We start from the raw sequence: 16,245 nt of genomic DNA, 5'->3' as shown, positions 1-16,245 counted from the left end.
AACTTAGATTGTAACTTCGGCTGTTGATTAAAAAATCGATTAATCGATGGTTAATTAGCCGTGTTTAATGCAGTGAGCTAATTAACCATAGGTTTTCTACGGACAAGTCATGGATTCAACTTTGCTAATTGACGTGTTGTAGCGTTTTAAAGCGCTGTCAATTTTAGTTGGATGGCTTAATAGGTCAGCGAAAGCAGAGCGGAGCTCATAATTCTTCGGGTGCGGTTGATTTTGACGATCAGCAAAGGTTTTTGCTGCAGCAAGCCCTAATGTGTCGGTGCGTGAAGCCAGTGTTTTGATCTCTTTTTGCTCTAATTGCAGCCAGCCTTCTACCGGTTTCTCTGTCGCGACTTTAGAGGCGTCGTTATCAAGGTAGTACTTAACAGCTTCGGCATTTAGGTTAAAGTGATTACGTCGACCGTCTAAATACCACTGGCTGACTTCTTTGAGTTCTGGGTACTGTTCTGCCGTCAGTTGAGCTAAATCTTCATACCAATGCATTGATGCTTCGACATAAGCATCGTATTTTTCAGATAGGCAAGAATTGTCAGCAGCGAAAGCCGCTGTAGAAGTCGCGCTTAGCAGCAATGCAAGCAACGTACGTTTCATGGTAACTTCCTAATTGTTATTAATTGTGGGCGTAGTTTAAGAGAATTTTAAATATATTCCCGCGATCTAGCCCGCAAGTGAGACAAAGAACAACATCAATACGGGCACTAACAGACTGAGAATAAAGCCACTTACTATCGCTACAGGTACACAGCGCACGCCACCTGTGGTTTGGATGACTGGTAAGGTAAAGTCCATTGCTGTGGCACCCGCATAGCCAATCGCTGTGCATGGTCGAGTTCGAATAATCAGTGGAATTAATACCAGTGCAACGAGTTCTCGTAGTAGTTCTAGCATGAATGACGCGCCACCGTAAACGGGGCCAAATGCATCACCCATCAAAATCCCAGCTAAAGAGTACCAGCCAAAACCTGACGCCATGGCGAAACCACGATAAATATCGATATCAAGGATCATGGCTGCAACCGCACCACCAAACAGTGAACTGACGATGATTAACGAGGCGATGCACATTCCTTGTTTATTAATTAGGATTTGCTTGAGGGTTAGACCGCTATTACGCAGTTGAATACCAATGAAAAAGAGTAGGATAAAGAGAATCCACTCACTGGCTGTATCGACCCATGAGAGATCAATTGGCAGCATCAGTCCAATGATTAAACCGCCACCCACAACCAAAATCAATTTTAATGATTCCATCGCCATTGAGGAGAGGGGGAGGTTGGTATTCTTCGCATCCACTTCCAACGGGAGGAAGCGGTCGACAATAGGTAACACCGCCATATTACAGACACCCAAACAAATGAAGAATGTTGCGGTATAAGACAATATGGTTTGAAGGTTATCACCAAGGTTATCGAGTGCCGCGAGACTCAATCCCATTAGTGCCAATATGACATAAATAAGATTGGTCGTTGTAGCATTGATTTTTTCGAGTAAACCTTGGTTTGAAACAGCAATAAAATACCCCACTACTAGCGGGGCAAAGATAAATAACATCCCTGAAAACATACAACTTCCTGACGGACTTATAGCCCGCTTGCTCTGATTAATTCTTGTATTTTGTCTCGGAATTCAATATCGCTTAAATTGGTCAAATTGTACAGAATATCTGCACCAGTCACGTCGACTTCAACTGTGTGCTCATCAATATTCTGATCTTTCCGACGGAACATCAAAATGTGATTGGCAATACGAGCAACATCGAGGTATGACACTTCTACATCCAGATGTTGGCTGTTTTGATTCATGGCAATATCGATAAAGTCAGCGTCAAACCCCCATTTTTCCAGCACTAAGCGACTGGCTGCAGGGCAGAGAGAGTTAAAAATTCTTAGCGCCAATTCACTGTCTAAGTAGTTGCCGTTTTCTAGATAGAGGTAGTATTCGTTTACGATGCAAAATAAGCCAATGTCAGCGAGTAAACCAGTTAATAGGGCCTTATCAGAACTTAAGTGTTGATACTCGGTTGAATCAGCTTGTCTAAATTCTTTGCTCACCATCACCATAGTTGCTGCCAACTCTTTTGAAATGTGAGCACTTTGGCGCAAGATTTGATTGCATTCTTTAGAGAGGTTGACCGAATTTTTCAGTTGCTCAATGGCTTGTGCTGTAACGATATCGCGTACTCGCACAATACCAAGGCGAGAGACAGCGGTAATGACTTCAGTACACTGAATATTGCGGCGATTAAAAATCACCGAGTTTGCAACACGAATTACGGTCGCCGTTAAACCGGGATCTTCTACCAAACAGTCTGCAACATCCATGATCGTTGTCGAATCAGATGAGCAGAGTTTTTGGATTTTTGTGACTACTTCAGGAATTGGAGGAAGGGTAATTTTACCCGAGTCAATAGAACTCTCTAAGAAGGCAGCGAACTCGCTCTCAATTCCTTTCTCAATTAAAGCGCGGTTTTCAGGTAACCAATAAAAAGATAGATGGGTCATTAGCGTTGTTATTATGGATTTTATGCAAAGAAGTGTAACGTTTATACGAGCTATCAAGCAATGAAAGAATGAGACTTAGTGCTATTTCAGTTAATAATTTTAATTGGACCGTAAAGTAAATTTTCTGACACTCTTTTTATATGAATCCAATTTGATGTGATCTTAATCCCATAAAACGTGATTTTTTAAACGATTGATGTGAACTTTGACCAGACTTAATTCGTTTCGTTAACTATCATTATTGCTACAAAATAAACGCCGTAATTCAATACTATACAATAATACGGTGAGATTAAATTTTCGCTAAAAACGCTGCAAATCTGGTGATCACCAATAATCGGGGAAGATTAGAAGGATCAATGGATATGACAGAGCAATCGTTCATTCAATATGTAAGCAAGTATGGTAACTTCCAGAAGCGTTCTATGTTTGGTGGTACCGGGTTATTCAAAGATGACGCAATGTTTGCCTTAATCAGCAACGAATGCGTATTTATTCGTGGTGGTGATGCCTTAGATGATGAGCTTTGCACTTTAGGTTGTGAAAAATACCGTCATGTAAAAAAACAAACTACTGCAACGGTAAATTATTACGATATTACGGATATTTTCACCTCACGTGATGACAAGTTAGATTATCTTGTACAACAATCGATTGAGTATTCTGTTTCTCAACGTAAGTTCAAGCGCTCATCCGCGAATCGTCGTTTACGAGATTTGCCAAATATGCAGTTAACGCTAGAACGCATGGTGAAGAAAGCAGGAATCGAAGATGTTGAGACATTTGTTGAGCTAGGTGCTGCGCAAGTATTTTCTCGAGTTAAGCAAACCTATGGCAGTGATGTTGATGTTAAGCTGTTGTGGAAATTTGCTGGCGCTATTGAAGGTGTGCATTGGAAATTGATTCAAGAGCCTCGCAAGCGTCAACTATTGTTGAACTGCGCGTAATCTTTAACGAGATTCGCTAAAAATTTTAAGAACACCGGGTCTATTGCTCGGTGTTTTTTCTATTTGGCTTACTGTAAAGTAAGTTCGGTAATTCCTAATATGACTGAGCAATGTCAGACCAACTTTATACCGCTCCGCTGCCTTCTTTGATCCACCGTATTGGTAGAGAGCAAACGAAAGCCCTTTGTACGATTGCTTGTGAGCACGGCTGTGCTATTAATCGTGTTCGGCGTTCACGTCACTGGCAAGTGAAGGGAAGCTACAGCAATTTACAGGCGCTTCGAAGGTCACTTCAGGACCAAGACTCGATCACTCATCATTTTGTGATCAGCAAACTAACGCTCTCGCTTGAAAAGATTGAACCTCCGATGACGATTGAGCAGCAATTAGCATTGTTGCTAGCCACTAACCCGAATGTCACTCTTAACGAAATGATGGAAATGACCCAGTGTACTGTTTCACAGGCGAGGTTGGCTCGCTTTGAAAATGATACGTTGTAACACTATGTTTATTTGCTGTTAATCTTGCCACACCACACCCCATTCGATCCCATCATGCTGCTTGATTGAACAATGACTACTGTACGTTTTTTCGTCACATATTGTCTGTTTATTCACGGTTTTTCTCGGCAAGTTCATAGAAGATATTCAAATACGCTCAAGATGTTCCATTGTCTAAGGGAGTCTCCTATGTATCAACAACTCACGGAAGAAAAACGATTACAGATTTGGGCAATGAGAAAAGAGGGTAAAAATCAATCTGAGATAGCGAAGCAACTTCACATCCATCGTTCAACCGTAAGTAGAGAGCTTAATCGTAACTCTGGACCTTATGGTTATGAGCCGCAATTAGCGCAGCAAATGGCGGCTTACCGCAAAAAATTCCATCAGCAAATCATTGAACATCAATATGAAGAACTCATCACTGAACTTATCAAGCTTGGGTTGAGTACAGAGAACTGCAAAAAATTTGTCGCAAACCACCACCCTGAACTTTCCGTTGAGCAATTAGAACAGTTATTCAATTGCTGCCAACAGCAGAGCGAACCCTAGTTACTATCAATTTTTTCTTTCTGACTTACTCACCAATAAAGGGAAGAGCATGATAGGGGGGTTATCACCTCAGTTGAATGGCAACATTATGTTTGAAATTGTGAATTTCATCACGTGTTGCACTTGCTTAGCCGGAGAGCGATTCTGTTATCGCATCGTTGTTGCACTTGACCATGATCATTTAATCATTACTTGCTGAAATAGAAAACCACTGTTGCACTTGCTGTCAAATTTACCGCTCGCTCGACTGTTGCACTTGCCTGCTCTTAGAAAGCGCCTTGTTTTAAGTTGTTGTTTTTGTTGTTAATTTCTCGTATTGCTTAGCGTGATTAACGTCACTTAATTGGTTGGGTTTTGCTCTTATATTTATGACGTGAAACGAGCAGACACAAGCGAAGGAGTATGAAATGAGAAAGTTTAGTCATATTGGTATCCCGACCGAGCATGTGCATCAAGGCGAAGCTTTTAATCAAGATATTGGGCTTTACGCGACTGATTTTAACAACAGCGAACATTCGATTGAGTGGTTGAGATTTTTAGAAGATAGCCCTATGCCTGAAGCGCTTAAAACAACGGCACATGTGGCGTATGAAGTAGATAACCTTGAAGAAGCGATGCAAGGAAAGACGGTTCTGTTAGACGCCTTTAATGCGAATGAGTCATTAAGAATCGCGTTCATTATGGAGGACGAAGCACCAGTTGAGCTTATGCAATATCTCTAAATGGTATCTGTAAGCAATACATCTAGACAATAGGGATTGTGGTGCGTGGCTTTCAGCGAAACAGCGATTTATTCATAACCATAGCCCTTGATTCAAAGGATTCTTAATCATTCATCAATACAGAGAGTAAGATTATGAAAAAGTTTATCAATGATGCTGAAAACATTACGACAGAACTTCTACAAGGTTACGCAATGACTTTCCCTCAAAAGGTGAAAATCATCTCTGAAAAAATTGTTGCTCGTGTTACGCCAAAAGATCCGAATAAAGTGGCAATTGTCACCTTGGGTGGAGCGGGTCATGAACCTGCATTAAGTGGCTATGTAGGCGAAGGGATGTTGGATTACTCGGTTGTTGGCGACATCTTCGCAGCGCCAGGCGCGCCAAAAGTTTTTGAAGCGCTGAAACTGGCTAATTGTCCGGCAGGGGTTCTGCTCATCGTACTTAATCATGAAGGCGATGTGATGGCGGCAAATATGGCGATGGAGATGGCCGCCCGCGAAGGGATCAACGTCAAAATGCTACTGACTCATGATGACATTAGCGCCGGCCTAAAAACCGATATTAAAGACCGACGAGGCTTAGCGGGTTGTGTACCTATTTACAAAATTGCTGGTGCCGCGGCTGAGGATGGGCTGAGTTTAGATGAGATCTACCGCATCAGTGAAAAATTCAATCAAACCATTGCAACTCTAGCTGTGGCGATGAGTAATGCGACTCACCCACAATCAGGTATGGCTATTGGTGATCTTGCTGGTGATGAAATGGAAATTGGCATGGGTCAACATGGCGAAGGTGGTGGTGGACGAATGAAAATTCAATCCGCTGACGATACCGCTCACATCATGATTGAACAGCTTTGCCAAGCAATCAACGTGCAAGCGGGTGATGAGGTGATGCTGATGATTAACGGCTCTGGCGCGACCACGCTCATGGAAATGTTTATCGTCGCAAGAGCTTGTCATCTAACACTGCAAGACAAACAAGTTGCGGTTGTACGCTCAAAAGTCGAAGAAATTCTGACCGTTCAAGAGATGGCTGGCTTCCAAATGTGTATCGCCAAATTTGATAGCGAAGCACTCGCGTTTTGGGATAAACCCTGTAACGCACCTTACTGGACCCAGCAATAACCGAGCCCCTTAACGTAGCAATTGACGCTGTAAGCTTAGGTTACGTTAAGGGATACCATTTTCCCCAAGACAAAAACGATATGTGGAGTCAGTACTGAAACCACGTAGGGCATCGTTTTGCCAAAAATAGGGAGAAATACGATGACAGTACTAAATCAGCACTTGTTATTTAGCATGCTACAAGTGGCGACAAAGAATCTATTAGCGCAAGTCCCGATGCTCAATGAGTTAGACAGTAAAACGGGGGATGGTGACCATGGTTCAACGATGTTGCGAGTATGCCATTGCATCGAAAAATCCATCAACCATGAAGAGAAGCTATGGGACAAGCAAGTCGATGCGCTTGGCTGGCGCATTATGGAACAAGATGGCGGCTCCGCCAGTATGTTGATAGGTAATCTATTTTTAGGCTTGAGTGAAGGGCTGACAAGTGAAGAGCTCAGCCCATTAGAAACCGCTCTCGCTTTTAAATATGGCGTAGAGCGTGTGGTGCGATTAAGTGGTGCACACCAAGGTGATAAAACCATGTTGGATGCATTAATTCCTGTCGCCGAAACCATGCAGGCGGATGCGGAGAATGGCGCCACGCTAGAGGAGCTATTTGCCCACGCGGCTATTGCCGCAAGATTAGGCGCTGAATCTACAAAAGCAATGGTCCCAAAACGCGGTAGGGCAAAAAACATGGGTGAAAAGGCTGTTGGTTTTATTGACCCAGGCGCAACCAGTATGGCGATTCTGTTTGAATCGTTTAGCCAAACCGTTCACCAAGTGCATTAAGGAGCATCAACATGGCCGATAAAGATGGTATTCAAAAAGCAAAAGAGTATGGGTTGGATCAGCCTGCGGTGAGCCGTTCTTTCTATGTGAAAGGCATGGATCATGTCGACTGGGGGATGAAAGATCGTTTAAGCAGAATTTTTCGCCCAGAAAGTGGCAAAACTGTCATGCTCGCATTTGATCATGGCTACATTATGGGCGCAACGGCAGGGCTGGAAAGGCTTGATCTTGCCATTGAACCTTTGGCTCCTCATGCCGATGCACTAATGGCTACACGTGGCGCGCTGAGAAGTTGTATTCAACCCATACACAATAAACCAGTAATTTTAAGGGCAAGTGCCGGAAGTACTGTACTGCAAGATGACATGAGCAATGAAGTGATGGGCGTCGACATTGATGATGCGGTTCGTATCAATGCTTCTTGCTTGGCTATCCAAGTGTTTGTTGGCTCAAATGGAGAATGTTCAAGTTTACACAACCTAGTGAGAACGATTGACGCAGGAGCTCGGCTTGGCATTCCAACACTTGGTGTCACCGCTGTTGGTAAAGAGATGGAACGAACCAATCGCTATTTTATGCTGGCGTCACGCGTGTTGGCTGAATTAGGAGCGCATATTGTTAAAACCTATTACTGCGAAGATTTTGAAAAGGTTGTTGCAGCGTGTCCAGTGCCGATCGTAGTTGCTGGTGGGAAAAAGCTTCCTGAGCTTGAGGCGTTAACCCTCACTTATAATGCGATACAAGCGGGCGCCGCGGGTGTTGATATGGGGCGTAATGTATTCCAATCAGAATGTCCCGTTGGCATGCTCAAAGCAATCAATGCAGTAGTGCACTCGGGCTTCACACCAAAACAAGCTTTTGATTTATTCGAAACAGAGAAAAACACACTAATTTAAGGAAGATAACATGAAATTTTCACAATTTATTGTCATTCCAATTATGGTCGCGTTTTTAGCATTTACGATTCAAATAGTTGATCAGCTCGTCGCTCCCGTCATGCCTGTTGCAGGTAATGTGGGCTTTGGCTGGATTGCCTTTATCGCATGGGCGATGTACTTCATGGCCGGCTGTAATGTGGAAGGTGGTAAGAAAACCTTCTTTGGTTATATCGCAGGCATTATCGCGTCGGTTGCTATTATGGAGTTCGGCGGGGTATTCAGCAGTCTTGGCTTTTTTGCAGTACCAACAGCCATCTTTGTTGTCGTTGTTCCTTGTATATGTTTAGAGCGATTACCACCTTTTGATTTTGTGCCTGCGTTATTTGTTGGGGCCGGTACTTTCTTTGGTTTTATGTCTTACGTGAGTGGAGCAACGTACCTCAGCGCGACGATTACTGAGCTTATCTATTGCTTGATTGGCTTAGGTTATGGCTGGGTGACCATCAGTTTGCGCAGTCGCTATGAGTATTATGTTGAACATGGATCTGATCATGGTGCCCATGTGAGTCACTAACGAAATAAGCGGTGAAATAAACGGACCCAGCAGGTATTTGGAAGTTGGGTCCTTTTTTATATAGCGAGGCAAAATATATTAAAGATTAAAAAAGTGCTTTACCTGAAGTTAACTTGAGGTTTTATAGTGGATGTATCCAAACAAGGAAACATTAATTAAAGGACTAACGCTATGAAAACCTATTTTGAACATGCCAACATTTCAGTCGTCAATCCACAAAACACCATCAATCTTATTTTGGCCGCATTGCCTGACTGGACAGTGCGTGGTGAAGGCGAATATCAAAATGATCGTGGAGAGCAAATACACTGGTTCCATGTGGGTGATGACACATTCTACTTGGCGATAGATTCGCTCGGTGAAGGGCATATGCCTTATTGGACAGAGCGCTTTACCGGGCTCAATCATTTGGGCTTTGCCGTCGAAAACCTTGATGAGACCATTGAGCGTTTGCAGCGTGCAGGGTTTGAACTTGACCACTGGGGAGCGGCGCATCCGCATCGTAAAAATGTGTACTATATGGATGAGCATGGTATCCAAGTTGAGTTTGTTGAATACTTTTCAAACGTAGCCTCAGAACGAAATGACTACAATCAATGATCAATAAGCGTTCAGTAATAAGTAAAGCCCACCGATGAGTGGGCTTAAACAATTTACTGCTGAGTTGCTAATACAGTGCTGTACCAACATGATGGGTTATTTTATCGCAGTGCAAAAGCTCACGTCGGCATGATGAGTTTGTGGGTCGAAGCTGTGGTATAGCTCAAAACAAGGGCGGTCGTCATTTTCAATGCCAGATTCAACCACGTTCGCCATTAAATCATCCCAGGCTTTCGAATATAAGCTGAATTCCGTGATCTGTTGGCGCATGACAGCATACTGACCGCCAGGGAAATCTTGTAATTCAATGCCTGTTGGCACTTCAGTATCTTGCGGTACCATCAAACATATATCAGTACGACATTTATCGTTTGGTGTGATCTCAGGGTTATCGTGATAGATGAATATACATGTGTTACCTGCTAAGCCTTTCATTCCTGCCCATTGATAAAGGCGACCTGCCGGTTCTTCGTATCCCACGCCATATGGTCCAGTGACGCGAATGTATGCAAGTTTTGTCGGTTCAAAGTGTTGCGTTTCCATAGTTAGGCTCCATGTTGATAGATCATGGTCAGTATATGAATTACCCGCGTCAACTTCGTTTCTAATCTTGCGCAGTGAGTGTCCAATCTTGCTGTTTCGTGTTAATTGAGAAAACTCTTTGTAGTCTTCGCAGTCTCGAAACGCACTTGGTGTTACGCCAAAGTGCTGTTGAAAAGCCTTAGCAAGACTTTGTGAAGAGGAAAAACCGTATTCAAGCGCGATGTTGAGTACAGGCTGTTTTGTTTGGAACAGCTCATTCGCCGCGGCCTGTAGCCTTAAACGACGGATAAAATCGGCAAGCGTCTCGCCTTGCACCGCTTTAAATGTACGATGAAAGTGATAAGGGGAGAAGTTAGCTAGCGTCGCGACTTCAGGTAGGTTCAGTGGTTCGTTAAAATGCTTTTCGAGATAACGGATAACGGGGATCAATCGCTGGTGGTAGTTAACGCGCATAGCATTTCTCTTAGCTTGGAGGTTTGCTAAAAAGCCTAACGCATCCGAATAGGGTTTCAACACAGTCAGTGTAAAGTTGAGATTGAGCGCGTTAAAACCATATTTGAGTTTCATCGATACTGATGATCTGTGCGAATTTTCATGCGCTGGAATAATGATTGCCAATAAAAACGCCCTCATGGAGGGCGCTCGTTTGTTTAAATAACGTGTAGAGTTACAACTTGAATGACTCCATTCGCGCTTTCAGGTTATGTGCCAAGCTGCTAATTTGCTGACATGCTACCGCCGTTTGTGACGCGCCCTCAGCCATTTCTGTAGAAGAGAAATTAATCTGCTCAACGCTACGGTTTAGCTCTTCTGATACCGAATTTTGTTCACTACATGCCGTCGCAATTTGTGTGCTCATTTGCGCGATGTTATCGACGGACTGTTCAATCTCGCTGATCTGACTACCCGCTTCATTAACTTGCGCCACACATTGAGCGATACCAGATTGGCAATCTCGGCTCGACAGTCCCATCTTGCTAGTATTGGCTTGCAGTTGACCCACTATATCGACAATTTGCGATGTTGAGTCTTGGGTGCGTTGAGCCAGTGATCGCACTTCATCAGCTACCACTGCAAAGCCTCTACCTTGCTCACCCGCACGCGCGGCCTCTATCGCGGCATTCAAAGCCAATAGATTCGTTTGTTCAGCGATGCCTTGAATCACATCAATCACCATGTTGATGTTGTTTGAGCTTGACTCCAACTCTTGCGCGAGTGCTTCTGATTCTTGAATGGTGACAGAAACTCGTTCAATAACGGCAATGGTTTGATGAAGGGTTTGGGTTCCTTGTTTTGCCACTTCTGTTGCAGAGTAGGCTGAGGTTGCGCCAACTTCGGTGTTTTGCGCCACTTCGCCAACCGCTGCCTGCATCTCCGTCATCGCTGATGCGACTGAGCTTAGTTCCAACTGCTGGTTTTGCATGCCGTTTGCTGTTTGCGATGAAATTGCGCTTACTTCTTCAACTGCTGCCGTTAGCTGAATGGTTGAATCATTGATTTCAGACACCAGTGAATGAAGGTTCGATTGCATGGTGACCAGCTCTTTAAGCAAAGTACCCAGCTCATCTTTGGTAAGCTCTTTTTCATCAATAGAGTTGTTGAGTTGCCCTTGCGCGATTTTTGAAGCGAACTCAAGAGCTCGGTTTACCGGGCGGCAAATGACACGAGACAATAAAACCGATGAGAGGATGATCACTAAAGCAATAATGATTGCGCCAATCCCCGCATTGTATTGTGCCGATAGTGATTCACCTTGAACCTCTTCACCAATTTGTTTGACCATCTCATCATTTAGACCAAGGGTATGGTCTAGGCTGTTGAGCGCTTTGGAATAGGTAGCAAAGCTGCCTAATACCACATCATTGGCTCTTTCTGAGTCGCCGCTTTTCAATAGGCTATTGTAGGTTTTTGTTTCTTGAATATATTGGTTCCAAGTGTCTTTGAATATTTGAAATGACGCTGTTTCTTCGCCATTTAAAGGGAGTGCCTCATAAGCAGAAATACCCGCTTGAACGTCTGAGCGCCACTGGTCAAGATCGTTTAACCATTGACCTATTTTTGGGTGCTTGCCATTTGGAAGTAGTGAAAACTCGTCTTTGCGAACTTTGGTAATATCAACTTGTATTCCTTTCAATATCGAGACCGACGGCAGACTTTTGCTAGTGACCATTGTGATGCTTTGGTTTAGCGTCGATAGACTCAACACCAACATCACGGATACCGTTATGCAGACAATGAAAACAGCTAAATAACTTAGCCATATTTTTTTTACGACGCTTAAATCTCTAATACTCATACTTCTCCCCGAATTGGTACCCTGATGGTCCATGCTAGATAGCGAGATCAAATAAAATCTCAAATAACAAATGTTTTAATTGATACTTGCGAGCCGCACTTATCTCACAAATGATATCAATTGTTATATGTTATTGATGACTCTATTACTTGGAAGTGATGAATGTCACGAAAGTTAATTGTTTGTAGTGTTTGTTGGTGTGGATTTTGTCGATTAATATGTTGATGTTGTCTCACTGGTGTTTTCCAATAGATAAGGTAACAGAGACAAAAATGCCCCTAGCGAACACTAGAGGCATATTGGTTGCGGAATCACTGTTCATGGTATCGACATCAATGGAAAACCTGGCTACTAAATCTAAAGCATTTACTATGACTCATTAGCTGTTTAAATGACTCTTTATCAAGCTTAAGCAAGGTTTCATGATCACCCGCTTCCAGATAAACAGAGTCTAGATTGGTTAAGGTTTCATCACACAATGTCGACATATGATAGGGGCTACCAATCGGTGGAACGGCGCCCGTATCGCAATCTTCAAATAGTTCATACACTTGTCTCTCTTTGACAAGATGAAAGCTCGCACTGAGCTCATCATTAACCTTAGAAAGACTGATCTTATTGTTCGAAGGAAGAACCGCCATCACATGGTGTCCTTGATGATCTTCAAGAACAACACCTTTCGCTAAGCTCGTTAACGGGATGCCTGCTACCGTACCACTATGCAAAGAGCTTCGGCTATGCTCATGTTGAACGGTTTGGAATGGAATACCATGTTCTTTCAAATATCGATCAAATCGAGCCGCAATAGTCATACGCAACTCCTTATTTATAACACTCAGTATTAAGTATAGAGACAGTGTGGACTTCAGACCAATTAAGTGGCGTTTTGCTAGCGGAAAAAGAAAGCCTCAGCGAGATAACTCTGGCTGAGGCTGTTTGTTGAATTAACGCTTTAATCTGTATTGCAGGCTTCAATCTGTATTGATTATTCAGGTGCCAAATTAATGTGCATGTTGATATAGTTCGGCATCAATTTCTTCGCCTTTGCTCGGGCGAGGAACAATTTCAAATGTCGCGTCTGCTTCAGTTAATGAAGAGAGTAGTTTATCAATCGATGAAGGGGCACCTTTCACACCCGCTTGTTGGCTATCAAGTAATGCCGTTAATGTCGTTTTTTGCAAAATAATGTCTGATACGTCAGCTTTGTTGATGACTAAGGTACTGTCAGCATCTTTTAGTTCAGTAACTTGGATATTATTTAAGTTGCCGTTCGACATCTCGACATAGTAAAACTCATTTACATCAGGCAGTTGAATGTTCATCGTAAACGGCGTGTTTTGCGCTTTCAGTGAGTCAACTTTTACTGCTAAGTAATCCAGAAGATTCTCGATGGTCATATTGGCTAATACATCTGGTGACGCAGTTTTAGGCGTACCTGGTTGAGTACCAATTCGCAACTCTTGTGCTCCAGTGAGGTAGATGTTTCTCCAGCCTGCTCCTTCAGATTGGTAGCCCAACTGCTCATAAGTATCAGCCAGAAGACCGCGTGCTTTTTCGTTGCTTGGTTCTGCTTGTACAACCTTGTTTAATGCTGTTGCGACAAAGCGGTATTCACCTTGTTTGAAGTCTTGCTGAGCTTTCTCAATTACCGCGTCGCTACCGCCCATATACTCCACAAACTTAACTGATTCAGGCTCGACCTGCAGTGGGTTTAGGTTAGCAGGGTTCATATCAAAGTAACCAAGATACATGTTGTACACGGCACGTGCATTGTGAGAGTAGGTGCCATGGTAGCCATTGGTATGCCACGACTGTTGAATGCTTTCTGGCATTACCTTGTAAATCTCATCACCGATGTCTTGTAATACCACACCATTATTGGCTAGACGTAGAGTTTGGTTGTGAGTAAAGCCGTAAGCATCACGCTGCATTTTTAAGTAGTTTTCAATTTCACTTTCGCCCCAAATTGGCGCAGAGTGTGAGGCAAACAAGACTTCAGTTTCGTTACCCCATGTGACTAACATTTCATTGATCTTTTTCGACCATTTTAAGCCATCACGGACTTTTGCTCCGCGTAAGGTATATATGTTATGCATACCTTGGTAGGTAAGCTCACCTGTCCAAAGAGCTTTCATACTAGGAATAAATGTCACCATTTCAGAGGCGGCCTCTGTGCCTGATGCATCCATAAACTGCATTTCCAAACCATCGATAACCAGTGTTTCAATCTCTTGTTCATGATTAAGTTCATAATCAGGCAATACATAAGTGATCGTGCCCGAAGAGATACCTTTCGCCAGAGCGGCATCGACAATACCGTGTTCGTGGCGATTTAGTGTAGCGCCATATTGATATGCGGCGCGGCGTGACATGGCATTACCTGCCAGTACATTCTCATCAACTATCTCTTTGGTTATATGTTTTGAACCGTAGACGGTTGCTTCAGGGAATGCTTCTTTAATGGCTCTTGCGCCACCAAAGTGATCGGCGTGTGAGTGTGAATAGATCATCGCTACTACAGGAAGGTCACCATCTTCAGGAACATTGTTTTGGAAAAACTTCAGCGATTTCTCTGCGGCTTCTTTGGTAAGCAGAACGTCATATGCGATCCAACCGTTGTCACTACGAATGAATGAAATCGAAGCTAAATCGGCACCGCGAACTTGATATACTTTTCCAGGAATAACTTCATACAAGCCTTCTGCGGCTTGGTTTAATACTGCTTGTCGCCATAGTGAAGGGTTGACTGAATCTGGTGCTTGATCTGCGTTAGCGACGCTTGGGTCAATGAAGTCGAAACTGTTGCGAATGATATCACCAGTCTCTTTATCGAAGCTGGCAATAAGCCCGCGGTTGTTATTTTCAAAAGCTCGTGTGTCAGCAAAGTTGAGTGTTTTGGCGAACTCATTATTCATTTTTATTGTCATCTCAGAGGCATCTTTGCCGCCTTGCTGACCAATATCATTAAAATGTGCGTGGTCATGATTGGCTGCAGTGGCAGGAAACGCCAACGAGATTGCGATAACTAACGATGCGTTTTTCAAAGTACGAGAAGTTGTCATAAGTGCCTCTTCAATTTGTGTTTGTTGCGATGGAGAGAGTATATGACCAAGACACATAGCAAAAAATAAAGTAAAGTTTATTTAACACATCATATTTGGTTATGTATTGCGGATTGATTTCTACAAGGACGTAAGGATAGAAACGGTGAGTGAAACTGGAAAATTGGATTTAAATCTTTTAACTGTTTTTTTAGAGGTGTATCGCCTCAAATCAATCACGCTTGCTTCTGAGTCTTTAGCTATGACTCAGCCTGGGGTGAGTGGGGCACTTAAGCGATTACAGCAGCAAATTGGTGCTGATCTGTTCACTCGTGAAGGTCGTGGAATAGCGCCAACCAATGCTGCAATTCAGCTAGCACAGCAAATAGAACCAGCTTTGCAAGGTATTACCAGTGCGGTCAGTACACTCAAACAGTTTGATAATCAACAGCACCACCAATTTCACATATTGGTTAATGAGTCAGCGTTGATAAGATTGCAACCCATTGTCGAAGCTGACCAGACTTTGGGTAATATTTCTCTTGAGTTCAACATGGTACCGAACAATGAGGAAGAATTACTGCACAGTTTAAGTATGCAAAAGGCGGACTTAGCAATTGATATCCACTACCCACAAGTTAATGGTTACAAGACTCAACGCGTGCAAGATGATGAGCTGGTATTAATCACCAGAAAGGATCACCCGAGGATAAGTGACTCGATTAGTGAAGCGCAGTATTACCACGAGAAACACGTTACGTTTCGCATGCGCCGTTCCAATCAATATACTGCAGACTACTTCACGACATTGCCGCTAAAAGAGAGAAAAATCAGCGCGGAATGTGATTCATTAATCACCATGTGCGCATTGATTTCATCTTCAGATTGTATTGGTAGCACCTCTCGATACATTGCCAATCGATTTGCTGAGCGCTTTCAACTGCAAGTTCTGCCTATTCCATTTGAAACCGTTCCAGTACAGCAGTATATGATTTGGCATAAGCGTACCGATAACCACCCATCTCACCAATGGCTGAGAGATAAGATTTTGCAATACGCAGAAACTAGCTAAGAGCTAATCTCGTCGAGTTCATAAATTAATCAAATTACCCATATAAGGCCTAGTTTCATAGTCTACCTTTTATTGGTGTCTGAAACTCACACAT

Annotated in this window: 17 protein-coding genes; 10 read left to right on the top strand and 7 right to left on the bottom strand. The window is 43.1% G+C overall.

What is annotated here, in order from left to right:
• Positions 1–96: 96 nt before the first annotated feature.
• The 3 genes from H2O73_RS11890 to H2O73_RS11880 form a co-directional block, all read right to left on the bottom strand.
• A complete protein-coding gene (locus H2O73_RS11890) occupies positions 97–609 on the bottom strand; it encodes a hypothetical protein (protein WP_182109067.1) in 513 nt (170 codons plus the stop codon).
• Between the two features lie 66 nt (positions 610–675).
• Complete coding sequence (locus H2O73_RS11885) at positions 676–1,581, bottom strand: LysO family transporter (RefSeq protein ID WP_182109066.1); 906 nt, start codon at positions 1,579–1,581, stop codon at positions 676–678.
• 17 nt (positions 1,582–1,598) lie between these two features.
• Positions 1,599–2,519: an HDOD domain-containing protein gene (locus H2O73_RS11880; protein ID WP_182109065.1), complete on the bottom strand. Its 921-nt coding sequence runs from the start codon at positions 2,517–2,519 to the stop codon at positions 1,599–1,601.
• 359 nt (positions 2,520–2,878) lie between these two features.
• Here H2O73_RS11880 and H2O73_RS11875 point away from each other — a divergent pair, with 359 nt between their 5' ends.
• The 9 genes from H2O73_RS11875 to H2O73_RS11835 all read left to right on the top strand — a co-directional run bounded on the left by H2O73_RS11875 (position 2,879) and on the right by H2O73_RS11835 (position 9,199).
• On the top strand, positions 2,879–3,466 hold the full coding sequence (locus tag H2O73_RS11875; protein WP_182109064.1) for a TfoX/Sxy family DNA transformation protein: 588 nt from the start codon (positions 2,879–2,881) through the stop codon (positions 3,464–3,466).
• Between the two features lie 110 nt (positions 3,467–3,576).
• Positions 3,577–3,966 (top strand): ribosome recycling factor family protein, encoded by a 390-nt coding sequence (locus tag H2O73_RS11870; RefSeq protein WP_182109063.1) that lies wholly within the window; start codon positions 3,577–3,579, stop codon positions 3,964–3,966.
• A 189-nt stretch (positions 3,967–4,155) separates the two neighbouring features.
• Complete coding sequence (locus H2O73_RS11865) at positions 4,156–4,518, top strand: helix-turn-helix domain-containing protein (RefSeq protein WP_182109062.1); 363 nt, start codon at positions 4,156–4,158, stop codon at positions 4,516–4,518.
• 407 nt (positions 4,519–4,925) lie between these two features.
• Positions 4,926–5,240, top strand: coding sequence for a hypothetical protein (locus H2O73_RS11860; protein WP_182109061.1), 315 nt, complete (start codon positions 4,926–4,928; stop codon positions 5,238–5,240).
• A 134-nt stretch (positions 5,241–5,374) separates the two neighbouring features.
• Positions 5,375–6,370, top strand: coding sequence for a dihydroxyacetone kinase subunit DhaK (locus H2O73_RS11855; RefSeq protein ID WP_182109060.1), 996 nt, complete (start codon positions 5,375–5,377; stop codon positions 6,368–6,370).
• Positions 6,371–6,511: 141 nt separating this feature from the next.
• Positions 6,512–7,147 (top strand): dihydroxyacetone kinase subunit L, encoded by a 636-nt coding sequence (locus H2O73_RS11850; protein ID WP_182109059.1) that lies wholly within the window; start codon positions 6,512–6,514, stop codon positions 7,145–7,147.
• Positions 7,148–7,158: 11 nt separating this feature from the next.
• The gene (gene lsrF, locus H2O73_RS11845; protein WP_182109058.1) at positions 7,159–8,043 is read left to right on the top strand and encodes a 3-hydroxy-5-phosphonooxypentane-2,4-dione thiolase; all 885 of its coding nucleotides are present in this window, start codon (positions 7,159–7,161) and stop codon (positions 8,041–8,043) included.
• Positions 8,044–8,053: 10 nt separating this feature from the next.
• Positions 8,054–8,599, top strand: coding sequence for a DUF1097 domain-containing protein (locus tag H2O73_RS11840; RefSeq protein ID WP_182109057.1), 546 nt, complete (start codon positions 8,054–8,056; stop codon positions 8,597–8,599).
• 171 nt (positions 8,600–8,770) lie between these two features.
• Positions 8,771–9,199 carry a VOC family protein gene (locus H2O73_RS11835; RefSeq protein ID WP_182109056.1) on the top strand — a complete coding sequence of 143 codons (429 nt, stop codon included), beginning with the start codon at positions 8,771–8,773 and terminating at the stop codon, positions 9,197–9,199.
• 96 nt (positions 9,200–9,295) lie between these two features.
• Here the strand turns inward: H2O73_RS11835 and H2O73_RS11830 are convergent, their stop codons facing one another.
• From H2O73_RS11830 to H2O73_RS11815, 4 genes are all read right to left on the bottom strand, one after another.
• Positions 9,296–10,195, bottom strand: coding sequence for an AraC family transcriptional regulator (locus H2O73_RS11830; RefSeq protein WP_182109055.1), 900 nt, complete (start codon positions 10,193–10,195; stop codon positions 9,296–9,298).
• A 214-nt stretch (positions 10,196–10,409) separates the two neighbouring features.
• A complete protein-coding gene (locus H2O73_RS11825) occupies positions 10,410–12,038 on the bottom strand; it encodes a HAMP domain-containing methyl-accepting chemotaxis protein (RefSeq protein ID WP_182109054.1) in 1,629 nt (542 codons plus the stop codon).
• A gap of 332 nt (positions 12,039–12,370) precedes the next feature.
• Entirely contained in the window at positions 12,371–12,850 is a 480-nt protein-coding gene (locus H2O73_RS11820; protein ID WP_182109053.1) for an aminoacyl-tRNA deacylase, read from the bottom strand.
• Between the two features lie 189 nt (positions 12,851–13,039).
• Positions 13,040–15,100 carry an alkyl/aryl-sulfatase gene (locus H2O73_RS11815; RefSeq protein WP_182109052.1) on the bottom strand — a complete coding sequence of 687 codons (2,061 nt, stop codon included), beginning with the start codon at positions 15,098–15,100 and terminating at the stop codon, positions 13,040–13,042.
• A gap of 145 nt (positions 15,101–15,245) precedes the next feature.
• Here H2O73_RS11815 and H2O73_RS11810 point away from each other — a divergent pair, with 145 nt between their 5' ends.
• A complete protein-coding gene (locus tag H2O73_RS11810; RefSeq protein WP_182109051.1) occupies positions 15,246–16,151 on the top strand; it encodes a LysR family transcriptional regulator in 906 nt (301 codons plus the stop codon).
• Positions 16,152–16,245 lie beyond the last annotated feature (94 nt).

It is taken from the genome of Vibrio marinisediminis, from assembly GCF_014050145.1.
Taxonomy (GTDB): Bacteria; Pseudomonadota; Gammaproteobacteria; order Enterobacterales; family Vibrionaceae; genus Vibrio; species Vibrio marinisediminis.
This window is presented reverse-complemented; position numbering and strand designations above follow the sequence as displayed.